Origin of the sequence: Hydrogenophilus thermoluteolus (assembly GCF_003574215.1) — a bacterium.
In the GTDB taxonomy this organism is placed as follows: Bacteria; Pseudomonadota; Gammaproteobacteria; order Burkholderiales; family Rhodocyclaceae; genus Hydrogenophilus; species Hydrogenophilus thermoluteolus.
Window position 1 is genome coordinate 1,835,300 of the sequence record NZ_AP018558.1, and the last position, 20,911, is coordinate 1,856,210.

General features: G+C 64.3%; 24 protein-coding genes and 1 other RNA gene. 10 read left to right on the plus strand and 15 right to left on the minus strand.

From position 1 onward, the window contains the following. Positions 1-14: 14 nt before the first annotated feature. The 4 genes from HPTL_RS08915 to HPTL_RS08930 are packed head-to-tail and all read right to left on the minus strand — an operon-like array spanning position 15 to position 2,477. A complete protein-coding gene (locus tag HPTL_RS08915) occupies positions 15-320 on the minus strand; it encodes a DUF167 domain-containing protein (RefSeq protein ID WP_119336157.1) in 306 nt (101 codons plus the stop codon). Between the two features lies 1 nt (position 321). After that, positions 322-915: a YggT family protein gene (locus HPTL_RS08920; RefSeq protein ID WP_119335664.1), complete on the minus strand. Its 594-nt coding sequence runs from the start codon at positions 913-915 to the stop codon at positions 322-324. 3 nt (positions 916-918) lie between these two features. Next, positions 919-1,725 carry a pyrroline-5-carboxylate reductase gene (proC, locus tag HPTL_RS08925; RefSeq protein ID WP_119335665.1) on the minus strand — a complete coding sequence of 269 codons (807 nt, stop codon included), beginning with the start codon at positions 1,723-1,725 and terminating at the stop codon, positions 919-921. Further along, on the minus strand, positions 1,716-2,477 hold the full coding sequence (locus HPTL_RS08930; protein WP_119335666.1) for a YggS family pyridoxal phosphate-dependent enzyme: 762 nt from the start codon (positions 2,475-2,477) through the stop codon (positions 1,716-1,718). The genes proC and HPTL_RS08930 overlap by 10 nt, the downstream gene beginning before the upstream one ends. 102 nt (positions 2,478-2,579) lie before the next feature. On the opposite strand from HPTL_RS08930, the gene HPTL_RS08935 reads away from it, so the two are divergent. Together HPTL_RS08935 and HPTL_RS08940 are read left to right on the plus strand one after the other, a co-directional pair. Continuing rightward, a complete protein-coding gene (locus HPTL_RS08935) occupies positions 2,580-3,620 on the plus strand; it encodes a type IV pilus twitching motility protein PilT (protein ID WP_119335667.1) in 1,041 nt (346 codons plus the stop codon). An 18-nt stretch (positions 3,621-3,638) separates the two neighbouring features. Continuing rightward, the gene (locus tag HPTL_RS08940) at positions 3,639-4,772 is read left to right on the plus strand and encodes a PilT/PilU family type 4a pilus ATPase (RefSeq protein ID WP_119335668.1); all 1,134 of its coding nucleotides are present in this window, start codon (positions 3,639-3,641) and stop codon (positions 4,770-4,772) included. A gap of 30 nt (positions 4,773-4,802) precedes the next feature. On the opposite strand, the gene HPTL_RS08945 is transcribed toward HPTL_RS08940, so the two are convergent. The 3 genes from HPTL_RS08945 to HPTL_RS08955 are packed head-to-tail and all read right to left on the minus strand — an operon-like array spanning position 4,803 to position 7,405. After that, positions 4,803-6,047: a THUMP domain-containing class I SAM-dependent RNA methyltransferase gene (locus tag HPTL_RS08945; protein ID WP_119335669.1), complete on the minus strand. Its 1,245-nt coding sequence runs from the start codon at positions 6,045-6,047 to the stop codon at positions 4,803-4,805. Positions 6,048-6,062: 15 nt separating this feature from the next. After that, the gene (locus tag HPTL_RS08950) at positions 6,063-6,440 is read right to left on the minus strand and encodes a CopD family protein (RefSeq protein ID WP_233467987.1); all 378 of its coding nucleotides are present in this window, start codon (positions 6,438-6,440) and stop codon (positions 6,063-6,065) included. After that, positions 6,440-7,405, minus strand: a complete 966-nt coding sequence (locus tag HPTL_RS08955) for an NAD-dependent epimerase/dehydratase family protein (RefSeq protein WP_179949076.1) — start codon at positions 7,403-7,405, stop codon at positions 6,440-6,442. The genes HPTL_RS08950 and HPTL_RS08955 overlap by 1 nt, the downstream gene beginning before the upstream one ends. A 56-nt stretch (positions 7,406-7,461) precedes the next feature. On the opposite strand from HPTL_RS08955, the gene HPTL_RS08960 reads away from it, so the two are divergent. Continuing rightward, on the plus strand, positions 7,462-8,481 hold the full coding sequence (locus HPTL_RS08960) for a 2Fe-2S iron-sulfur cluster-binding protein (RefSeq protein WP_119335671.1): 1,020 nt from the start codon (positions 7,462-7,464) through the stop codon (positions 8,479-8,481). Continuing rightward, positions 8,478-9,617 (plus strand): EAL and HDOD domain-containing protein, encoded by a 1,140-nt coding sequence (locus tag HPTL_RS08965; RefSeq protein WP_119335672.1) that lies wholly within the window; start codon positions 8,478-8,480, stop codon positions 9,615-9,617. The genes HPTL_RS08960 and HPTL_RS08965 overlap by 4 nt, the downstream gene beginning before the upstream one ends. 88 nt (positions 9,618-9,705) lie before the next feature. Here HPTL_RS08965 and HPTL_RS08970 read toward each other — a convergent pair whose 3' ends face one another. The 7 genes from HPTL_RS08970 to ilvD form a co-directional block, all read right to left on the minus strand. Next, positions 9,706-10,014, minus strand: coding sequence for a c-type cytochrome (locus HPTL_RS08970; RefSeq protein WP_119335673.1), 309 nt, complete (start codon positions 10,012-10,014; stop codon positions 9,706-9,708). A gap of 93 nt (positions 10,015-10,107) precedes the next feature. Then, complete coding sequence (locus tag HPTL_RS08975; protein ID WP_119335674.1) at positions 10,108-10,929, minus strand: NADPH-dependent 7-cyano-7-deazaguanine reductase QueF; 822 nt, start codon at positions 10,927-10,929, stop codon at positions 10,108-10,110. Continuing rightward, positions 10,926-11,735 (minus strand): sulfite exporter TauE/SafE family protein, encoded by an 810-nt coding sequence (locus tag HPTL_RS08980; protein WP_119335675.1) that lies wholly within the window; start codon positions 11,733-11,735, stop codon positions 10,926-10,928. Before HPTL_RS08980 ends, HPTL_RS08975 begins: the two co-directional genes overlap by 4 nt. A gap of 15 nt (positions 11,736-11,750) precedes the next feature. Then, a non-coding RNA gene (ssrS, locus tag HPTL_RS08985) (6S RNA) lies at positions 11,751-11,931 on the minus strand. A 6-nt stretch (positions 11,932-11,937) separates the two neighbouring features. Next, positions 11,938-12,243 carry a cell division protein ZapA gene (locus HPTL_RS08990; RefSeq protein ID WP_119335676.1) on the minus strand — a complete coding sequence of 102 codons (306 nt, stop codon included), beginning with the start codon at positions 12,241-12,243 and terminating at the stop codon, positions 11,938-11,940. Next, positions 12,236-12,478, minus strand: coding sequence for a hypothetical protein (locus HPTL_RS08995; protein ID WP_119335677.1), 243 nt, complete (start codon positions 12,476-12,478; stop codon positions 12,236-12,238). Before HPTL_RS08995 ends, HPTL_RS08990 begins: the two co-directional genes overlap by 8 nt. Position 12,479: 1 nt before the next feature. Further along, positions 12,480-14,330 (minus strand): dihydroxy-acid dehydratase, encoded by a 1,851-nt coding sequence (ilvD, locus tag HPTL_RS09000; RefSeq protein ID WP_119335678.1) that lies wholly within the window; start codon positions 14,328-14,330, stop codon positions 12,480-12,482. A 64-nt stretch (positions 14,331-14,394) separates the two neighbouring features. Here ilvD and lgt point away from each other — a divergent pair, with 64 nt between their 5' ends. Beyond that, complete coding sequence (lgt, locus tag HPTL_RS09005) at positions 14,395-15,204, plus strand: prolipoprotein diacylglyceryl transferase (RefSeq protein ID WP_119335679.1); 810 nt, start codon at positions 14,395-14,397, stop codon at positions 15,202-15,204. On the opposite strand, the gene HPTL_RS09010 is transcribed toward lgt, so the two are convergent. After that, the gene (locus HPTL_RS09010) at positions 15,161-15,877 is read right to left on the minus strand and encodes a fumarylacetoacetate hydrolase family protein (RefSeq protein ID WP_119335680.1); all 717 of its coding nucleotides are present in this window, start codon (positions 15,875-15,877) and stop codon (positions 15,161-15,163) included. The two genes, lgt and HPTL_RS09010, sit on opposite strands and share 44 nt — an antisense overlap. 68 nt (positions 15,878-15,945) lie before the next feature. Between HPTL_RS09010 and HPTL_RS09015 the strand changes: the two genes are divergently transcribed. The 5 genes from HPTL_RS09015 (at position 15,946) to HPTL_RS09035 (ending at position 20,910) form a co-directional block, all read left to right on the plus strand. After that, the gene (locus HPTL_RS09015; protein WP_231999983.1) at positions 15,946-16,353 is read left to right on the plus strand and encodes a Fur family transcriptional regulator; all 408 of its coding nucleotides are present in this window, start codon (positions 15,946-15,948) and stop codon (positions 16,351-16,353) included. 13 nt (positions 16,354-16,366) lie between these two features. Further along, positions 16,367-17,137, plus strand: coding sequence for a metal ABC transporter ATP-binding protein (locus HPTL_RS09020; protein WP_119335682.1), 771 nt, complete (start codon positions 16,367-16,369; stop codon positions 17,135-17,137). After that, a complete protein-coding gene (locus HPTL_RS09025; protein ID WP_170141323.1) occupies positions 17,137-18,018 on the plus strand; it encodes a metal ABC transporter permease in 882 nt (293 codons plus the stop codon). Before HPTL_RS09020 ends, HPTL_RS09025 begins: the two co-directional genes overlap by 1 nt. A 35-nt stretch (positions 18,019-18,053) precedes the next feature. Then, the gene (locus HPTL_RS09030; RefSeq protein ID WP_170141324.1) at positions 18,054-19,112 is read left to right on the plus strand and encodes a metal ABC transporter substrate-binding protein; all 1,059 of its coding nucleotides are present in this window, start codon (positions 18,054-18,056) and stop codon (positions 19,110-19,112) included. 109 nt (positions 19,113-19,221) lie between these two features. Continuing rightward, a complete protein-coding gene (locus HPTL_RS09035) occupies positions 19,222-20,910 on the plus strand; it encodes a tetratricopeptide repeat protein (protein WP_119335685.1) in 1,689 nt (562 codons plus the stop codon). Position 20,911 lies beyond the last annotated feature (1 nt).

Genomic DNA, 20,911 nt, shown 5'->3' on the forward strand with positions numbered 1-20,911 from the left:
TCCCAACACCACGGTCAGTGTGGGAACATTTCGCCCAAATGGGTCAGAATCGCGGTGCGCTCGTGTGCGTCACAACGCAACAACACCAGCTTGGTCCGAGACGTTGCGCCCCCGACCACCGTCACCGCGTTCTGACGCAGGCCAAAGGTTTCGGCCAAGAAGGCGCACAGCGCCGCATTCGCCTTCCCCTCGACCGGGGGGGCCGCGATCCGCACTTTGAGCGCATCGCCGTGGCGCCCTGCCCAACCGCTGCGCTTCGCGCCGGGCTGCACGTGCAGGGACAACAACACCCCGTCCGAATGCGTCTGCCAGCCCGACACGTCACCCACCCACCGACGCCGCCAACAAGCCACGCACGACCATGAATCGGAGTTCGCCGCCGACGATCGCCAGCAGGTTGAGCGCAAGGAACAGGATCACCGGACTGAGGTCGATCCCACCGATCATTGGCACGAAACGACGGATCGGATCGAGGAAGGGATCGGCAAGCGCGTGAATCACCGGCGCGAGCGGGGCATTGGGCTGTAACCAGGTGAGCAACGCCGAAACCAGCACGACCCAGAAGACCAGGTACCCCAGGACATAGAGGGTTTCGAGCGCGCCGCCCACCACCATCACCCCCAGAACGCCGAAGAGCGGCAGGCTGGGCAGGTGACCCAGCACCGCAAACTTGAGGCCGATCAACACCATTTGGCTCACCCACGCCAAGAGTACGCAGCTCCAGTCGAGCCGGGTACGCGGCAAAAGGCGTCGCACCGGCCGCGCCGCCCATTCGGTGAGCGTCAGCACAAACGCGCCCCCCGGCAGAAAGAACGAAATCCGTCGCCAGCGCATCAAAAACGCGATCCAAAAAAGGGCCGAAAGTCCGTTGAAGACGGTACCGAAAACGAGATCGAAAAGTTGCCCGCCCCCCATCCGTTACGCTCCTTTCGCCAGCTCTTGCGCGCGCTGGTACGCCGCCGCGACCGCCGTCTCCAGAATGCGGTCCCACGCATGCGCGAACAGTACTTCCAATGCCGCAGCGGTCGTTCCCCCCGGCGAAGTGACACGGGCGCGCAACACGTCCAAGGGATCGGCGCTCGCGTCGGCGAGTTTCGCGGCGCCCAGCAGGGTCCCGACCGCCAAACGGCGCGCCACGTCGGCGGGCAACCCCAGCTCGACACCCGCGCGGGCGAGCGCTTCCATGAAGAGGAAACCGTACGCTGGACCGCTGCCGGAGACCGCAGTCACTGCGTCGATCGCCGCTTCGTTCTCGACCCAGACCACCTCACCTACCGCTTCCATCACCTTTTGCGCCAACTGCCGTGCGGTTACGCCCACCTCGGGCGGCGCGTAGAGCCCGCTCATTCCCGCGCCAACCAAAGCCGGGGTGTTGGGCATCGCGCGGATGATCGGCGCCGTGTCCCCCAGCAATGCGGCGATCCGCGCGCTCGGCACCCCGGCCATGATCGACAGCACGGGCGTTCGCCCGACGCGACCGGCAAGAGGCGCGAGCGCCGTCGCAACCACTTGGGGCTTTACCGCAAGCACGATCAGATCGGTTTCGAAAAAGGGGTCATCGACCACGGGAAGCGCCTTCACCCCATACCGACTTTCCAACGCCGTGCGGCGATCCGGGTTAGGGTCGACGACGTGGATCCGTTTCGCATCGGTCACGCGCCGATCGACCAACCCGCCCAGGATCGCTTCGGCCATATTGCCGCCACCCAAAAAACTCAACCGCATGCTTTTGCTCCTTTTCCTGATGCGTCTTCACCACCTTCGCGCCGCGATGTTTTGGGCGGTCTGGGTCCGAAAAGGGCGCTACCGATGCGCAGATGGGTCGCCCCTTCGGCAAGCGCCACCGGCCAATCGCTGCTCATCCCCATCGATAGCGCCCAAACGGGCAAGCCTTCACGCTGCAACGTGTCGCGCAGCTCACGCACCGTTCGAAAACGGCGCGCGAGCAATGGGGGATCGGCGCTTGGCTCAGGGATCGTCATCAACCCCACTACTTGGAGCCGCGGCAACCGCGCCACCGCTTTCACGAGCGCCACCACCGTTTCAGGCGCGACACCGGCTTTGCTCGCCTCCCCACTCACATTCACCTGCACCATCACGTTGAGCGGCCCCCGTTTGGGATCACGCTGCTCGGCAAAGCGCTTCGCCACTTCCAGGCGGTCCAGCGAATGGACCCAGTCGAACGCGGCGGCGATCGCCCGCGTCTTGTTGCGTTGAATCGGCCCGATGAAATGCCATTCGACGGGTAGATCGGTGAGTTGCTCCTGTTTCGCCACCGCCTCCTGCACATAGTTTTCGCCGAAGACGCGCACGCCTGCGGCAAACGCGGCACGGATCACCGCAGCGGGTTGCGTCTTACTCACCGCAACCAGCGTCACCGTCGCCGGATCGCGCCCCAAGCGCTCTGCCGCCTCGAAGATTTGTGCCCGCACCGCGGCAACCCGCGCGGCGATCGCGCACGCGTCGACCTCGCTCATGCCCTCCATGCTGCTCCGTTTCGTCGATCGTTTGCGACCGCAACGAGTATAGCATCGACGAAATCGGCTACCATAGCGGGATCAGATGCGGGAGACTGCTCGATGGACATCGCCGAACTGCTTGCATTTGCGGTCAAGAACAAAGCATCAGACCTTCACCTTTCGGCGGGGCTACCGCCGTTGCTGCGCATCCACGGCGACATCCGGCGCGTCAATCTGCCGGCGCTTACCGACGCCGACGTCAAGGCGCTCGTCTATGACATCATGACCGACGCGCAACGCAAAGCGTTCGAAGCCCATTTCGAAGCCGACTTCTCGTTTGAGATTCCGAAACTGGCGCGCTTTCGGGTCAACGCCTTCATGCAAAGCCGCGGCATGGGCGCAGTCTTTCGCACCATTCCCAGCAAAGTGCTCACCCTCGAAGAGCTCGACGCCCCGGCGGTCTTCAAGACGATCTGCGACCAGCCGCGCGGCATCGTGCTCGTCACCGGCCCCACCGGTTCTGGGAAATCAACGACGCTGGCGGCGATGATCGACTACCTCAACACCACGCAGCCGCTTCATATCCTCACCATCGAAGATCCGATCGAGTTCGTGCACGAAGCGAAAAAATCGCTCATCAACCAGCGTGAGGTCCATCGCGATACCCTCTCATTCGAAAACGCGCTGAGGTCGGCATTGCGCGAAGACCCCGACGTGATCCTGGTGGGGGAGATGCGTGACCTCGAAACGATTCGGCTTGCGCTCACCGCTGCCGAAACCGGCCACCTGGTCTTCGGGACGCTACACACCTCGTCAGCGGCAAAGACGATCGACCGGATCGTCGACGTCTTTCCTGCTGCCGAAAAAGAGATGGTGCGCGCGATGCTCTCCGAATCGCTGCGCGCGGTGATCTCGCAAGTACTCTTGAAGCGGCGCGACGGCAGCGGGCGCGTCGCCGCGCACGAGATCATGATCGGCACGCCCGCGATTCGCAACCTCATTCGCGAAAACAAGATCGCGCAGATGTACTCGATCATCCAGACGAGCCAGGCGCTGGGGATGCAGACGCTCGACCAATCGCTGCAACAACTGGTCGCGCGTCATATCGTTGCCCCCGACGAGGCGCGTGCCTACGCCGTAAACAAAGACGCGTTCCGGTAATCGGGTAAGGAGGCCACGATGCAACGTGACCAAGCGTTGAAATTCACCACCGACCTCCTGCGCCGCGTCAAGGAGCGCAACGGTTCCGACCTCTTCATCGCCCCCGATTTCCCGCCAGCGATCAAGATCGACGGGGCGCTGCAACCGCAGTCGAATCAGCCACTCACCGCCGCGCACACGCTTGCGATCGCCCGCGCGGTGATGAACGACCGCCAAGCCGCCGAATTCGAAGCCACCAAAGAGTGCAACTTCGCGATCTCGCCAGCCAACATCGGCCGCTTCCGGGTCAACGCCTACCGCGCCAAAGGGGGGGTTTCGCTCGTCTTTCGCACGATCCCCGACACCATCCCGACGCTCGACAGTCTTCGGCTCCCCGCCATCCTCAAAGAGGTGGCGCTGGTCAAACGCGGGCTCGTGATCTTCGTCGGCGGCACCGGTACCGGGAAATCGACCTCGCTTGCGGCGCTCATCGACTGGCGCAACGAACACAGCCGCGGGCACATCATCACCATCGAAGATCCGATCGAATTCCTCCATCCCCACAAGAAATGCCTGGTCTCGCAGCGCGAGATCGGGATCGACACCGACAGTTGGGAAATCGCGCTCAAAAACGCGCTGCGCCAAGCACCCGACGTGATCATGATGGGCGAAATTCGCGACCGCGACACGATGGAGTACGCGATCGCCTTCTCCGAAACAGGGCATCTGTGCCTGGCGACGCTGCACGCGAACAGCACCAACCAGGCGCTCGATCGCATCATCAACTTCTTCCCCGAAGACCGACGGCAACAGTTGCTGATGGACCTGTCGCTCAACCTCAAAGCGATCGTCTCACAACGGCTCTTGCCGCGCGCCTCGGGACCAGGGCGCGTCGCTGCGGTTGAGATCCTCCTCAACACGCCGCTCGTTGCGGAACTGATCTTCAAAGGGGAGATCCCCGAAATCAAAGAGGTGATGAAACGCTCGCGCGAACTGGGGATGCAGACCTTCGATCAAGCGCTCTTCGACCTCTACGAAACTGGGATGATCCGTTACGAAGATGCGCTGCGCTACGCCGATTCGGTCAATGACCTGCGCATCCAGATCAAACTCCACAGCAAACGGCCCGACAAGCCCGAAGTGGAAGTCCCAGAAGGGCTCGATATCGTGTAACGAAGGCGTAACGGCTCGGTTTGCCGTTGATCACGCCTCTGCTTCTGCACTCATGACGCGGTTACGCTTCAAAGAACCCGCTACGATCGGGTAACGCAGCAACACGCAGCGCAGTGGCCCGTTGTCGAGGTGCCACTTCGCCGCTGGCCGCAGGCCGATGCGCTTGGCGAATTGCGAATCGGCGGTCAAGAAATGGGCGGTCCACCCTGGCCAGCGGCGTTTGAGCGCGTTGCCCAGCACCGGGTACCACTTGGCGAGCGCTTCGGCTTCGGCCAGGCGGACCCCGTAGGGGGGGTTGGTCACCCAATAACCGGGCGGCACTTCGGTTGGCGGATCGAGCGCCTCTGCGGCCGCGACCTGCCACACGATCGGCAACGGCTGTTCCAATGCGGCTTCGAGCTTCTGCCAATTGTGCTGCGCCGCGGCGATCTGCCGCGGATCGGCGTCGGCGGCAAAAAGGAGCGGCTCCCTGTGCTTTGTGCGCAGCACAGCGATGTGCCGAGCGGTCTCTGCCCGTAGGGTGTTGCGTAGCTGCTGCCACGTCTGGCGGTCGAGTCCGTGCCACTGTTCGAACGCGAACACGCGAAAAAGCCCCGGGGGAATCGCATAGGCGCGCATCGCCGCTTCCAATAAGAACGTCCCGCTGCCACACATCGGGTCGATCAGCGGCAACGTGGGTGTCCACCCGATCACCTGCAAAATCCCAGCAGCCAGGTTCTCTTTGAGCGGCGCCAGCGTCGTTGCTGACTTGAACCCGCGCTGCACAAGCGGCGCCCCGCTCGTATCCCAATAGAAGGTCGCCCCCCGTTCGTCGAGGAAGACGACAGCCCGAAAGGTTGGATCGTGTTTGTCAACGCTGGGACGACGACCGCACTGGGCGCGGAGCGCGTCACAGATCGCGTCTTTCACCCGCAGCGTGAGAAAAGGGATCGCATCGGTGCATGCCGCCCGCGTCACGGTGAGATCGACACGCAGCCGCGCATCGGGCGAAACCCATTTCGGCCACGCGACGGTTCGCGCCAGGCGGTAGAGCGCCGCCCCCTCTTCGCCACGCCGCTTGCCGTGCGGCAACGCGCCGCCTCCCACCGCGACCAACACCCGCGTCGCGATGCGGCTCGTGAGGTGTACCCGCATGAGTACCGGCCAGTCACCGGTAAAGGCAACACCACCGGGACGCACCCGGATTTCAGCGGCACCCGCAGCGGTCAATTCGTCACCGAGGCATGACTCCAACCCGCGCGGGCACGGCGCGAACGCGCGCAACCGATTCGACACGACATGCTTCCCGGCTTAGAACGGCTTCAACACGACAAGAAAGACGACGACGGTCAGGATCACCACCGGGATTTCGTTGAAAACCCGAAACCAGACGTGGGAGCGGGTGTTGGTGCCGGCCTCGAAACGGCGCAGCAGCACCCCACAATACGCGTGGTAGGCGATCAGCAATACCACGAGCGTCGTCTTCGCGTGCAGCCACCCGCCGGAAAAACCGAACCCGAACCAGAGCCAGAGACCGAACCCCACCGCCAAAACCCCAAGCGGCGTCATGAAGCGAAAAAGTTTGCGTGCCATGAGGAGCAGCCGGTCGCGTGCGGCTGCGTTCTCTTCCATCGCCAGATTGACAAAGATTCGCGGCAGATAAAAGAGCCCCGCGAACCACGAAGTCATCAAGATGATATGCAGCGACTTGACGACGCCATAGAGCACGATTCCCTCCTTTCTTTCCAGATCGGTTGCGCGAGCAACGCAAAAACCGTGGGATAGCGCAAACGAAAGCGAAGTTCCCGTTTGAGGCGGTCGTTACGCAGCCGTCGGCTTTCGGTGAGGAACGAAGCCATCATCGGCCCGACACGTTCCAACACCGCTTGTCTGGGCAGACGCGGCGGGCGGGGCAGCCCCAGTGCATCGGCCACCGCATCGAACCACGCGCCCATCGGCAACGGTTGATCGTCGGCAGCGTGATAGGCGCGCCCCGTCTTGCCGCGCCACCCCGCCACCCAGAGGATCTGCGCCAGATCGTTGGCATGGATGTGGTTGCTGATACTGTCCTCCTCTTCGTGAATCGCCGGATCACCACGCAGCAACCGCGCCACCGGGAGGCGTTCGGCGGAATAGATCCCCGGTACGCGCAGCCGCACCACCCAGCCGCCCCGTTTCGCCCAATCGCGCCACAACCGCTCCGCCGCGACCCGCCGCGCTGCGCGCGCCGTTTGAGGGGCAACCGGGTCGCTCTCGCGCACCCACGCCCCTCCTCGGTCGCCATAGACGCCGCTCGTACTCAGATAGACCATACGCGGCCGAAGAGCGAAATGGTGACGCCGCCCCGGGCCGCGTGGCTTACTTCGGGCGGTGCTTCGCCGCAGCGCTGCCTGCAGACGACGGGTGCGGGGGTCGATCACCCCGTTCCCCGCAGGTGGTGCCGTCACCCAAACCTGATCCACTGCCGCGCCGATTCGCGCCAACGACCGCCAGAGGTCGAGATCGGCGACGATCACGCGTGCCCCCAACGCGCGCCACGCGGCGCTTTTGGCAGGATCGCGCACCACCACCCAAAACTGGACGCGAGACGCCAAGGCGCGCGCTGCACGTAACGCGACATCCCCGCCGCCCACGACCAACACTCGAACCGTCACGCTCGCGCCCCTCTTCCCGTACAATAAAGGCTTCCGATTATCGCACGCGACGTTCCATGACCCACACGGTTCAGATTGCGAATCACCCCGACGCCACCTTTACCGCCGCGCCCGACGAAACGGTACTCGACGCTGCGCTGCGATCGGGCCTTACTGTGCCGTACGGCTGCCGTGACGGCGCCTGCGGCGCCTGCCGTGCGCGCGTCGTGAACGGCACCGTGGAATTGAAGGGGGTCGCGCCGGGCGTTTTGTCCGACGACGAACGCGCCGCTGGCTGGACGCTGCTCTGCCGGGCTTACCCCAGATCCGATCTGACGATCGAGGTGCGGGAGCTGCGCCGCGCCGACGATCTGCCCATTCACAAATTTCCCGCGCGGGTCGAAACGATCGAAAAGATCGACGACGTCGCGATCGTCACGCTCAAGCTGCCGAATAGCCTCGACTTTCGCTTCCGCGCTGGACAATATGTCGATGTGCTGCTGCCCGATGGCGCCCGCCGCAGTTTTTCGATCGCGTCGGCACCCAACCACGGCGGTTTCCTCGAACTCCACATCCGGTTGGTGCCCGGTGGCCGTTTCACCCCGAAGGTGTTCACCGAAACCGCACCGAAAACGGTGTGGCGCCTCGAAGGGCCATTCGGCACCTTTACCCTGAAATCGCGCGCACGGCCGCTCCTTTTCGTCGCCGGGGGAACCGGTTTTGCGCCGATCCAATCGCTCCTGCAGGAACTGGCTGCCGGCGAACCCCCTCAGGTGCCGGTGCTCTGCTATTTCGGTGCCCGCACCCCCGCTGGGCTCTACCGCGACGCCTGGTTGCGGGCGTTTGCCGAATCCCACCCCTGGCTCGATTATCGCCCGGTGATCTCAGAGCCGGAGCAGGCGCCCGATTGGACGGGGCGAACCGGATTGGTACCGGACGCAGTCGTTGCTGAGCTCAGCGACCTCACGGCGTACGACGCCTACGTCTGCGGCTCCCCCGCGATGGTTGAAGCCGCACGCGCCCGCTTTCGCGCCGCGAACCTGCCGGAAGAAGCCTTTTTCGCCGACGCGTTCACGTTTCAATCGACGCCGCAATGAACACCGCCTTCGCCTATCTGACCCGCGAACCGGCGCTCAATCGCCGCTTTCAGATCACCGCGAACCGCCTCTGCCTGCACGCGAGCACCACGGAGCAGGCGCTCCAGACGCTCACGGCGCTCACGCCGCACTGGCCACAGTCACACGCCGTGCTGTTGTCGCTGATGCGTCTGCCGCCCAGTATCAAACTCCTTTCATGGGCGTGGCCGGAAAACACCTTCCTCGAAATCCCCCAACAGGCACTCACCATCCCGGCCACGCAACAGCTGATCGCGCACTGCGTCCAGCAAGAGACGCCGCTTTGTCTGGCCTGGTACGATGGGGTCAGTCCCTACCCCGACGCGCCGTGGCGCTTTTCGCTCGTCGATTGGCGCAAATGCCAAAGCCCCGACGCGGCGCCTGGGGTGGCGTTGGCGTGGGGGGTGCCGTCTCGGGCTGCGGCGCAAACGGCATTGCACCATTTCGCCGGGGTGTGCGGGTGGTTCTTTCTCAAAGAGGCGCTCCCCAACACGCAGTGCGAACCGGCACCGGCACGCACCACGGTGCTCCATTTGATCGCGCTTTTGCAGCAAGACGCTGAGATCGCAGAATTGGAAAAGGTGCTGAAACGGGACGTCGCGCTCGGCTACCGGCTTCTGCGCTACCTCAATTCGCCCGCGATGGGGCTACGGATGGAGATCACCTCGTTTCGCCATGCGGTGAGCATTCTTGGTTATCGGCCGTTGCTGCGCTGGCTCTCGGTCTTGCTCGTCCATAGCCACGACCACCCCGAAATGCCCGCGCTCGCGCAGACGGCATTGACGCGCGCCCGCTATCTCGAGCGTCTCGCTGCGGAGTTCTTCGACGCCGACGAAGCCGAAGCGCTCTTTCTCTGCGGACTGTTCTCGATTTTGCCGCAGCTCACGGGTGAGCCGCCGGAAGTGTCGCTGGAACCACTCACCTTACCGGAAGCAGTCAAGGCAGCGCTGATCCAGCGGGATGGGCCCTACGCACCCCTCTTGGCGCTCGCCGAAGCGAGCGAAAACGCTTCCCCTGCGCGGCTCATCGCCCAGGCAGAAAGCCTAGGGGTTGCGAGCGCCATGCACAATCAGGCGCTTCTTGAAGCGCTGGAATTCGCCGACCAGATCAACCAATGAAAAAGCCCGCCTCTGCGGGCTTTGCCATTGCGGGCTTTTGCTTGCGCTGCGTGCGCTTCGGTAAGACACCGAAACGCGCGCAAGCCGATCACTTGAGGGTGAGCACCCAGCGGACGATCTTTTCGATATCCGCTTCAGCCACTTGGGGATGCGGCGGCATCGGAACCGGACCCCAGACACCGGCACCGCCCTTCTTCACTTTCTCGACCAATTTGGGCACGTCGGCTTCGGTATATTTCTTCGCGACGTCTTTATAGGACGGGCCGACCAGTTTCTTGTCGATCGCGTGGCACGCCATGCACCCTTTCGCTTTTGCCAGCGCTTCATCGGCGAACGCCGGTGCGGCTCCAACCGTCATCACCCCGGCCACCACCAACAGTTGTGCGATTTTTTTCATCGCTGCTCCTTCTTTTCGGTCAATAAGAAAATCCCCGAGGCATTGTACGCGTAAAGGGCAAAAGAAAGCAACCCTTTTTTCATCAGTGATATCTCATTGCCGCGGATCGGCGAGCCATTGTTGCGGCAGCCACGCTTCGCTGCTCGCCCGCAACGGATTGATCTCCAACCCACCACGACGCAAAAACCGCCCCCAGACCATCAGCTCCGTCATACCCAAGCGCCACAGGTCGGTGTAGATCCGCTCGATGCACTGCTCATGAAATTCCGCATGACAGCGAAACGAAACGAGGTAACGCAGAAGCGATGCAGGATCGACGCGCGGCCCGACACAGCGCAGGTAAAGGCTTGCCCAATCGGGTTGCGCCGTCACCGGGCAGAGCGAGCGAAACGCGTCCATCACGAACCGTTGTTCGCAAAGAGTGGGGCTGTCGATACGGAGCAGCGTGGGATCGTATTGGTAACGAAAATCGTCCGCGGCAACCGTGTCCAAAAGGCATGCGCCGGGGTCGCCGAAATCGGACGCAACCGCGCGGCAAAATTGCGTCAGGGGATGAAGCGCGACGCGAACCGGCGCCTGCGCTACCGCCGCCAGATCCGCTTGGATGCGCGCAACCAACGCGTCGCCCTCCGCGAAACGAATTTGGTTGAAACCGTTCAGATAGAGTTTGAGCGACTTCGATTCGATCAAGTATGGGGAATGGGCAGGCACCCCGATCTCGATCACCGCCGCCTGCGGCTTTCCGTGCGCGTCGAGCCACGAGCCTTCGTATCCGTACCAGCGGTCTTCACCCACCCAATGCGGCAGTGGGTCACCCAACGTCGCACGCGCGGTGGCACGCGCGATCGGCGTCAGCAGCTCAGGCGCGTACCCGTCCGGAACAGCAACCGACTGGCCAAGCAGCAACCCGCTCATGCCCCACCCCCGTAGAGGGTCCACAACATCTTCGCCAAGAGCAAGAGCAGAACCCCGGCCAAAATTCGTTTCAGCACCGGCACGGGCAACCGGTGGGCCCACCGGGCGCCGATCGGCGCGGTCAGAATGCTCGTTGCGCTCACCCCGATCACTGCAGGCAGATAGACGTAGCCCAACGAGAAGGGTGGCAAATTGGGGTCATGCCAGCCGTTCACCACATAACCGATCGTTCCGGTGATCGAAATGGGGATCCCCAGCGCGGCCGAGGTGCCGATCGCGTGCGCCACCGGGACGTTGCACCACGTGAGGAACGGCACCGTGAGTGTCCCCCCGCCGATCGCAACCAGCGCGGAAACGGCGCCGATCACGAACCCGGCGAAACCGAGCCCCAGCCAGCCCGGAAGCTGACGCGTAGGCTTCGGTTTCAAATTGAGGAACATTTGCAAAGAAACGTATGCTATAAAGCACGCAAAAAAAATCGCGAGGGTGCGACTGGGAATCAGGGACGCTATGAAAGAGGCGACGAAGGTACCGAACAGCACGCCACTTGCCATGGGGACGAGCGCGTCGGTGCGCACCGCATGGTGTTGGTAGTGGGTTCGAGCACTCGCGAACGAAGTGAGGACGATCCCAGCCATCGACGAACCGAGCGCCAAATGGACAACGACCTCAGAAGAAAAGCCCTGATAGGCAAAGAGCGTGGTCAGCACCGGCACCATGATCGCGCCGCCCCCCACACCCAACAACCCGGCAAAAAGCCCCACGAATACCCCGAGAATCGGGTAAGCAAGCCACCAGAAGTCCATATGCTCAAGAAAAAAAGAGCCCCCGCAGCGCCGGTTCGGCTGAGTGACCTGAACCTACGGTTCAGGAGGGTCGCGTTCCCGTCACCATCAGGCACGTACCCACGGCACACGCACACAGGCGACGTCTGGGTCGGCGACCAATCGTCACGTTATTGGTTCAAGGATCGTACAGCCTTCTCGAACGCCGCAGGGAGTACCCGGTTCAGCGCGGCAGCGACGGCTGGCACTCTGCCAAGAGCCTGTCGAGCCGCGCACCCATACGTTCGATTCTACGCTGAAACCCGGCGATGTCAAACCCCCCTTGCCGTTGCGTGCGAATGAGTTCCGTTGCGATCTCGAACGCCGCCCAAAGAAGCAGCTTCTCTCCGCTCAACCCCTCGCCGCTCAGACGCGCGAGCCGCTCGTCGAGGAGGCGCGCCGCGTCCCGCAGGAGCGGCGCGTCCGCTTCGTCACACGTCAATCGGTAGGTCTTGCCGCGCAGTGTCACCTCGACCCGAACTTCAACCATCGTCACGCTCCTTACGCGCAAGCCACGCCGCCAGCTCGGAACGCAGCGCTGCGACCCGTTCTTGCTGCTTGGCCACTTCGGTGCGCGCCGTGGTCACAGCCGCTTGGAGACGGCGGTTCTCTTGTTGCAGTGCAGCCACCTGAAGCCGCAGTTGCGCGTTCTCCTGCCGCGACGCGGTCAGTTGTTGCGCCAGCAACTCGATTCTCTGCTCGAGCCCGGCGAGCAATTGCTCCATCTCAACGCTCCACTTGCGTGACATCCCGAACCGCACCGGTATCGGCGCTGGTCGTGAGTGCGGCGTAGGCACGCAGCGCGGCCGAGACCGGGCGATTGCGTGCTACCGGCTTCCACGCGTTCGCGCCGCGCGCTTCCATCGCGGCACGGCGCTTTGCGAGCGTCTCGTCGCTCACCGCAAGGTGGATCCGCCGGTTGGGAATATCGATCTCGATCGTATCCCCTTCCTCGACGAGCGCGATCGGGCCGCCGCACGCCGCTTCGGGCGAGACGTGGCCGATCGAAAGCCCCGAGGTTCCGCCCGAAAAGCGGCCATCGGTGATGAGCGCACAGACCTTGCCCAACCCTTTCGATTTGAGGTAACTCGTGGGGTAGAGCATCTCCTGCATGCCCGGCCCCCCTTTCGGCCCTTCGTAGCGGACGACGACGACGTCGCCCGGCACGATCTGGTCGGAAAGGATCGCCTCGACCGTCGCCTCTTGGCTTTCGAAGACCCGTGCCCGGCCTTTGAAGACCCAGATCGACTCGTCGACCCCCGCGGTCTTGACGATGCACCCGTTCGGCGCGAGGTTCCCGTAGAGCACCGCAAGCCCACCGTCTTGGGTGAACGCATGGACGCGATCGCGGATCACGCCGCGCGCGCGGTCGAGATCGAGCTCAGGGTAACGGTTTGCCTGGGAAAAGGCTTTCGTGGTCGGGATCCCGCCCGGCGCCGCGCGGTAGAAACGGTGCACCTCAGGATCGTCGGTCTGTTTGACGTCCCACTGCGCAAGCGCCGCTTGGAGCGTCGGGCTATGGACCGTTGGCACCGAATCGTCCAAAAGCCCCGCACGCTGCAGTTCGCCCAGAATGCCCATCACGCCGCCGGCGCGATGCACGTCTTCGATATGGACATCGGGCACCGCGGGCGCCACTTTACAGAGACACGGAACTTTGCGGCTGATGCGGTCGATATCGGCCATCGTAAACGGGACGCCCGCCTCAGACGCCGCCGCCAGCAGGTGCAGCACCGTGTTGGTGCTGCCGCCCATCGCAACATCGAGCGCCATCGCGTTTTCGAACGCGGCAAAGGTTGCGATCGAGCGCGGAAGCACGGTTTCGTCGTCCGCTTCGTAATAGCGTTTGGTCAACTCGACGATCCGCCGCCCCGCCTCGCGGAAGAGCCGCTCGCGGTCAGCGTGCGTGGCCACGAGCGTGCCGTTACCCGGTAGCGCCAGCCCCAACGCCTCGGTCAAACAGTTCATCGAGTTCGCGGTGAACATCCCCGAGCACGAACCGCAGGTGGGGCAGGCGCTCCGTTCGATCGCGGCCACCTCTTCGTCGCTTGCCTGGTCTTCGGCCGCTTTGACCATCGCATCGACCAGGTCGAGCGCCACCGTCTTGCCCCCGATCGTCACTTTCCCCGCCTCCATCGGACCGCCGGAGACGAAGATCGTTGGGATGTTGAGGCGCAGCGCCGCCATCAACATGCCCGGGGTGATTTTGTCACAGTTGGAGATGCACACCAGCGCATCCGCGCAGTGGGCGTTGACCATGTATTCGACCGAATCGGCGATGAGCTCCCGGCTCGGCAGCGAATAGAGCATCCCGCCGTGCCCCATCGCAATCCCGTCATCGACCGCGATCGTGTTGAACTCTTTGGCGATACCGCCCGCTTTGACGATCTCTTCGGCGACGATCCGACCCAGGTCGCGCAGATGGACGTGCCCCGGGACGAATTCGGTGAAGCTGTTGGCGATCGCGATGATCGGTTTGCCGAAATCGCTCTCTTTGACGCCGGTAGCGCGCCACAATGCGCGGGCGCCTGCCATGTTGCGCCCATGGGTCGTCGTGCGCGAACGGTACTGCGGCATGGTGCTCTCCTGCTTCAAGGGTCTGACTTTGGCGTATTCTAACGCTTTTGCGGCAGGAAGCGCGATGGCACTCGTCTTTCCCGAAATCGACCCGGTTGCGATCCACCTGGGTCCGCTCACCGTCCGTTGGTACGGCCTCATGTACCTGGCTGGTTTTGCGGCGTTCTATTGGCTGGGGCTTCGCCATGCGAAACGGCTCAGGGTAACCGACGTGTGGTCCCCAGAGCGCCTGGAACAACTCCTCACCGCGGGCGTAGTCGGCATCATCGTCGGCGGCAGACTGGGCGAAGTGCTCTTCTACCAACCCGCCTACTACTTTACCCATCCCCTCGAGATCGTCGCGATCTGGAAAGGGGGGATGAGCTTCCACGGTGGGTTGCTCGGCGCGATCGCCGCGATGCTCTGGTACGCGCGCCGCACCGGTCAAAATTTTTGGCAGGTTGCCGACTTCGTCGCCCCCCTCATTCCGCCTGGGCTGGGGTTTGGTCGCATCGGCAACTTCATCAACGGCGAACTCTGGGGACGCCCTGCACCCGAAGGGCTGCCCTGGGCGATGATCTACCCCCACGTCGATGCGATTCCCCGCCACCCCTCGCAACTCTACCAAGCCTTCGGGGAAGGGATCGTTCTCTTTCTCTTCCTCTGGTGGTTTGCACGCCGACCGCGTCCCGCCGGAATGGTTTCAGCCGCGTTTCTCGTCGGCTACGGCAGCGTTCGCTTCCTCTGCGAATTTTTCCGCAACCCCGACCCCGGCATCTTCTCCGCGTTCGGCAGCCTTCTCACCACCGCGCAATGGCTCTCTTTGGCTATGGTGTTCGCAGGCGCCGTGCTCACCGCGTGGGCGCGTCACCGTCGGCAACCACCGTCATCGTGAAGCGCGCCACCCCCTCGACCTCAGCAGTCACGCGATCCCCCGCCACCACCGGCCCGACCCCAGCCGGCGTGCCGGTAAGGATGAGGTCCCCCGCAGCCAACCGCCAATAGCGCGAAAGGGTGGCGATCAACTCAGGGATCGACCAGATCATCTGCGCGATATCCCCCGCTTGGCGCAGCGTCTCATTGACCCAAAGGCGAACCGCGCCGCGGGTCAACGCCACACCTGGGCGCGGCACGAGCGGCGCAAGCGGCAGCGACGCGTCGAACCCCTTCGCCACATCCCACGGCCGCCCTTTGGCCTTCGCCGCACTTTGCAGGTCACGCCGAGTCATGTCGAGTCCGACGGTGTAGCCCCAGATCGCTTGCTCCGCCTCCACTACACTGAGATTGCGGCCGCCACGCCCCAACGCAACCACCAGTTCCACCTCGTGATGGACCTCTTCCGTCATCGGCGGATAAGGCCAGCACGCCGTCTCGTCGGTCACTGGAAAAACCGCGTCGTTGGGCTTCAGGAAGAAAAACGGCGCTTCGCGGTTCGGATCGGCGCCCATTTCGCGCGCATGATCCGCGTAATTGCGGGCGACACAGAAGATACGGCGAACGGGAAAAAGCCGTCCATCGGTCACGGGAACGCGCGCAATCATCGGTTCGAACACCCAAGCGTTTGTCATCGATCGACTCCTTGACTCTTGACATACCCTGCACATGCAATAAAATTGCAAAAATGACACCTCATCCTATGCCACAAGACCCCATCGCGCAGACACTCGCCCGCTATGGCCGGGTCACCGCGGCACGGTGGTGGGCACTCGCTATCTTACGCGAAGCCAAGCAACCGCTGACGCCAGACGAGCTTTTCGCGGCAACGACTGCTGCGACTCCCAAAGCGCCCGACCGGGTCACGGTCTATCGGGCGCTCGACTGGCTCGTCGCGAAAGGGTTGGTGCGGCGCATCGCCGCAAGCGACCGCGCCGCCCGCTTCGAAGTCGCGAGCAACAACCCGGCGCACGCCCACTTTCTCTGCACCACGTGCGGCCGAACCTGGTGCCTGCCCCCCCATCCCACGCCGTGGCCGCCACTGCCCGACGGTTTCGTTCCGCGCGAAGCGGAGCTCGTGATCCGCGGCCAATGCGCGCACTGTCACTGATCGGTTTTCCGCGATGAACCCGCCCGATACCGCGCGCGAAGCATTGCACCTCGACAATCTCACCGCCGGCTACGACCGCCACCCCGCGATCCACCACCTTACCGCAACGATACCAGCGGGCAGCCACGTCGCGGTGCTCGGCCCGAACGGCGCGGGGAAATCGACACTGCTCAAGGTGATCGCCGGAGTGTTGCCCCCGATCACGGGCGCGGTCCACCTCCCGGAAACGTGGCGCGGTCGCGTCGCCTACTTGCCGCAGCACCCCACGTGGCGCGTCGATTTTCCGCTTTCGGTCTTCGACGCGGTTGCGCTTGCGCTCTGGCCCGAGGTCGGTTGTTGGCGGCCGCTTCGACGCGACGAACGCAACCGCGTCCACGCCGCGCTCGCCGATATGGGACTGACACCACTTGCGAAACGTCCGGTCGCGGCGCTCTCGGGCGGACAGCAGCAGCGGGTGCGCTTTGCGCAGCTGCTCGTGCGCGACGCGAAACTGATCCTCCTGGACGAACCCTTCACCGCGATGGACGCGCAGACGACCGCCTGGGTGCGCCAAATCCTGGCCCAGTGGCGGGAACGCGGCGTGACGGTCTTGGCGGTTCTACACGACGAAACGATCGCGCGCAGCGACTTTCCATGGACGATGCTGCTTGCGCGGGAGCTGGTTGCGTTCGCGCCAACCCAGACGATCGACTGGGACGCATGGCGACGCCGCGCCGCGCAACCGATCGCACCGCGCGACGATGCGCCGTGGTGCGCCGATGCACCTGCCGCGGAGGGGGTGTGATGGCCTTCACCGCACCATGGGAAGCGATCACTTTGCTGCTGACGGACCCGTGGTTGCGCCAGGCGTGGCTGGCGCTGGCCGTTGCCGCGCTCGCGGCGGCGCCGTGCGGGGTGCTGCTGGTCACCCGCCGCATGAGTCTGATGGGCGACGCGATGAGCCACGCGATCCTGCCCGGTGTCGCTACCGGTTACCTGCTTGCCGGGTTTTCGCTGCCCGCGATCACCGTTGGCGGCCTCGTCGCCGGAGTAGCCGTGGCGTGGGCGGCCGGGTGGGCGAGCCGCAACACGGCACTTTTCGAAGACGCGACGCTTGCCGGGTTTCAACTCTCGGCGCTCGCGCTTGGGATCCTTTTGATCACGGCACAAGGCAACCCCACCGACGTGATGCACCTTCTCTTCGGTTCGGTACTGGCGCTCGACCGCGCAACGCTCGGTTTCATCGTCGCAACCGCTGCGGTGACCCTGCTCACGCTCGTTGTCTGTCGGCGTGCGATCGCGTTCGAATGGTTCGATTCCGAGACCTTTCGCCGTCTCGACACACGCGCATCGGCCCGCACCTACTACCTCACCCTCGCGGTGATCGTCGCGATGATGGTCGCGGTCTTCCAAGCGCTCGGCGCGCTCTTGGGACTTACGTTGTTGATGCTGCCGGCGCTGACCGCGCGTTTGTGGGCGAATCGTTTACTGCCGACTTTCGTCACTGCCGCCTCGATCGGCGCCGCCGGCAGCACCATCGGGCTCTGCGCGGCGCTTGCCGGCGATTGGCCACCCGGCCCCGCGGTTGCGGCGACCCTTTCACTGGGTTACCTCGTTTCGCTCTTCTTTGCCCCGTACGGTCTGTGGCGACGCCGCCACCCGTCGCCCAAACACCGCGTGGCATGACGCCCGAATCGCACGACTCAACGGGAGTACAGAAAATGTATAGAAACGAACACGACCGCGGCGCCCCCACGCGCCGCCATTTTCTCGCCTATTGTGCGCAGTGGTTGGGCGCGCTGGCAACCCTGCCGCTTGCGAACCCATCGCGCGCACAAGCCCAGCGCACGCCACAACCCCTCATCGTCGCGAGTCACCCGATCGTTGCCGACTGGGTACGCAATCTGCTTGGCACGCACGCGGCGGTGCAGGCGATCGCACAACCCCAACAAGATCTGCACAGCATCACGCTGCACCCTGCGCATCTTCCCCTTCTGCGGCAAGCGGTGACCATCGTCACGATGGGGCTGGGCACCGAGACCGCGTTCGTGCGCGACTGCGCTCGACTCGTACCCGACACCCCGCGCCTTGCGCTTGGCGATCTGCTTGCGCCGCAACGGCGCTTGCTCCGTCCCACCGGCATCGCGCCCGACCACGATCACGATCACGATCACGCCGATAGCCATGACCACACACAGGATCGCGATCCCGACAACACGCTGGAGCACGGCCAGCACGACGATCACGCAACCCAATACGATCCCCACTTTTGGCTCGATCCCGAACGGGTTGCCGAGGCCCTAGCGCAAGCACTCCCAAACCTCATCACCCGCATCCCCAGCGCGCAGCAGTCGATCACCGCGCACGCGCACCCTTACCTGGAGGCGCTGCGCGCGCTGGCCGCGGACGGGCGTACCCGTCTGGCCGACCTGCCCGCCACGCACCGCAAGGCGTTCGTGCTGCACGACGCCTACCGCTACCTCAACGCCGCGTTCGGTGTCGAACTGATCGGTATCGACACCGTGGTGCCGCACGGCGAGGTCACTGCGCAACGCCTGCTCGAACTCAAGGCACGCGCAGCACGCGAAGGAATTCGCATCCTCTTCACCGAAGCCCATCGCACGAGCCGGGTGGCGCAAACTTTCGCACAGCGCCTGGGCCTTGCCGTCGCGGGTCCCCTCTACGCCGAAACCTTTGCGCCCTCTCCTGGGCCCGCGACCTATCTCGATCTGATGCGTCACAACCTGGCGACGATCGCCGCCGCGCTGCGCACTCAGTGAGCGCGCGCGAACCCTTTCGCGACGCGCGCACGAACGCAGAGCCCGGGGTGCGGGAACCGTGGCGATCTTTTGCTATCCTATCGGCAACCCGATTCGATCGAGAAACCCGATGACGCTTCGCGCGCTCTTGACTTTGTTATCGACTGCTCTGCCCTTGGCGTACGCCCCGTTTGCTGTAGCGCAAGGCGACACCGTGTCAGCACCTGCGCCATCCGCCGCACCCGACGCTGCATCGGAGATTCGTGTCGAGCCGTTGCGCACCCCGCTCGACGGCGATTTCGTCTTCGCGTGGCTCGTCGGGGAATTGGCGCTCCGAAACGGGCAGTGGGGGCAAGCGCTCGAAGCCTACGAGCGCGCGGCCGAAGCGCAACCGATCCCCGCCGTGCTCGACCGCTGGGCGCAAACCGCGCTCCTGGCGGGCGACGCGGTCCAGTTCGAACGCATCCTCACGCTTTGGCAATGGCTTGCGCCGGACGACGCGCGGCTTCAGCAACTCGCTGCGCACCGCGAACGGCTGAACGCCCGTTTCGAAGCGCAGATCAGCGAACGGATCGCCGAGATCCTGAAAAAGGACCCCGAGCAGCGCGAACGCAATCTGCTGGGGCTTCCCGCTGCGTTGGCCGAGTTGGGTAACCCGACGCAGATCCTGCGCTTGATCGAAAAAGCGGTCGCGCCCTACCGCGACGAGCCGGCGGCACACCTGATCGTCAGCGAGGCCGCACGGCAAGCGGGTGACCTCGACCGCGCGTGGGCTGCCGCGCAAGCGGCGGTGGCGTTGCGTCCCGACTGGCCACCGGCGCTCGCGCAACTCGCGCAGGTGGCGCTCGACCGTTTTGCTCCGGAACTGGCGATTCCGATCCTCGCGCCAGCGCAGGAACGCCAACCCGAAGCGCTCACCGTTACCTTGGCGCTCGCGGCATTGCTCGCCGAAACCGATCACCCGGAGCGAGCGGTTGCGCTGCTTGCGCCGTGGGTCGAGCGCGGTGTGACCGATCCCCGGCTGATCGACGCGCTGGCAACTTTTGGGGCGCAAGGGATCGAACCCGAACAGTGTGCTCGGTGGCTTTTGCGCCTTGCCAAAGAGCGCCCGGAAGCGCGCCTCAAAGCGGCACAACTGTGGCTTGCCCGCGAACAACCGCGGCGCGCCCTTCGCCTCCTCGACCCACGCGCGCTGCCTGACGAACTCGCCGAATCAGCGGCCGCGCTTACCGCGCAAGCGCTGGCACGGCTGGGACGCGTCGATGAGGCACTCTCGCGCTTGGAAGCACACGCCCCCCTCTCAGGCGTGGATGCGGCACTGCGTGAAGCACGCCTGTGGCAAGAGGCCAAGCAGTGGGAAGCGTCGCGCGCTGTGCTCATCGACGCGCTCGCGACGTTTGGCGATGTGCCGCAACTCCTCTACGACTATGCGATCCTGCTTGAACGCATGGGCGCGCGCGACAGCGCCGAAGGGTATTTGCGTAAGCTTTTGGCGATGCGGCCATTCGACGTCCATGCGATCAACGCGCTCGGCTACCTGCTTGCCGACGCGAACCGGTCGCTCGACGAAGCCGAACGGTTGCTGCGCATGGCGCGCGCCCTCAAGCCGAACGACGGGTTCATCATGGACAGCGAAGGGTGGCTACGCTTCCGTCAAGGAGATTATTCGTCTGCGCGTCGGCTGATCGAAGCCGCGTGGCGGCGCGCGCCAGACCCGGAAATCGGCGATCACCTCGTCGCCGTGTACCAAGCGCTTGGCGACGAAGCGCGTGCCGCTGCGTGGCGCAAACGCCTGGCGCGGCAATTTCCGGGGCGCTAAC

Coding starts and splice junctions, on each gene's coding strand:
- HPTL_RS08980 (WP_119335675.1), bottom strand. CDS start 11,735: ATGGACTTCTGGTGGCTTGCTTACCCGATTCTCGGGGTATTCGTGGGG.
- HPTL_RS08995 (WP_119335677.1), bottom strand. CDS start 12,478: ATGGAGCAATTGCTCGCCGGGCTCGAGCAGAGAATCGAGTTGCTGGCG.
- HPTL_RS08950 (WP_233467987.1), bottom strand. CDS start 6,440: ATGACTTCGTGGTTCGCGGGGCTCTTTTATCTGCCGCGAATCTTTGTC.
- HPTL_RS08975 (WP_119335674.1), bottom strand. CDS start 10,929: ATGAGCGGGTTGCTGCTTGGCCAGTCGGTTGCTGTTCCGGACGGGTAC.
- HPTL_RS08965 (WP_119335672.1), top strand. CDS start 8,478: ATGAACACCGCCTTCGCCTATCTGACCCGCGAACCGGCGCTCAATCGC.
- HPTL_RS09025 (WP_170141323.1), top strand. CDS start 17,137: ATGGCCTTCACCGCACCATGGGAAGCGATCACTTTGCTGCTGACGGAC.
- HPTL_RS09020 (WP_119335682.1), top strand. CDS start 16,367: ATGAACCCGCCCGATACCGCGCGCGAAGCATTGCACCTCGACAATCTC.
- HPTL_RS08935 (WP_119335667.1), top strand. CDS start 2,580: ATGGACATCGCCGAACTGCTTGCATTTGCGGTCAAGAACAAAGCATCA.
- proC (WP_119335665.1), bottom strand. CDS start 1,725: ATGCGGTTGAGTTTTTTGGGTGGCGGCAATATGGCCGAAGCGATCCTG.
- HPTL_RS08930 (WP_119335666.1), bottom strand. CDS start 2,477: ATGAGCGAGGTCGACGCGTGCGCGATCGCCGCGCGGGTTGCCGCGGTG.
- HPTL_RS08940 (WP_119335668.1), top strand. CDS start 3,639: ATGCAACGTGACCAAGCGTTGAAATTCACCACCGACCTCCTGCGCCGC.
- HPTL_RS08960 (WP_119335671.1), top strand. CDS start 7,462: ATGACCCACACGGTTCAGATTGCGAATCACCCCGACGCCACCTTTACC.
- HPTL_RS09015 (WP_231999983.1), top strand. CDS start 15,946: ATGCCACAAGACCCCATCGCGCAGACACTCGCCCGCTATGGCCGGGTC.
- HPTL_RS08990 (WP_119335676.1), bottom strand. CDS start 12,243: ATGGTTGAAGTTCGGGTCGAGGTGACACTGCGCGGCAAGACCTACCGA.
- HPTL_RS09035 (WP_119335685.1), top strand. CDS start 19,222: ATGACGCTTCGCGCGCTCTTGACTTTGTTATCGACTGCTCTGCCCTTG.
- HPTL_RS08920 (WP_119335664.1), bottom strand. CDS start 915: ATGGGGGGCGGGCAACTTTTCGATCTCGTTTTCGGTACCGTCTTCAAC.
- lgt (WP_119335679.1), top strand. CDS start 14,395: ATGGCACTCGTCTTTCCCGAAATCGACCCGGTTGCGATCCACCTGGGT.
- HPTL_RS09030 (WP_170141324.1), top strand. CDS start 18,054: ATGTATAGAAACGAACACGACCGCGGCGCCCCCACGCGCCGCCATTTT.
- HPTL_RS09010 (WP_119335680.1), bottom strand. CDS start 15,877: ATGACAAACGCTTGGGTGTTCGAACCGATGATTGCGCGCGTTCCCGTG.
- ilvD (WP_119335678.1), bottom strand. CDS start 14,330: ATGCCGCAGTACCGTTCGCGCACGACGACCCATGGGCGCAACATGGCA.
- HPTL_RS08970 (WP_119335673.1), bottom strand. CDS start 10,014: ATGAAAAAAATCGCACAACTGTTGGTGGTGGCCGGGGTGATGACGGTT.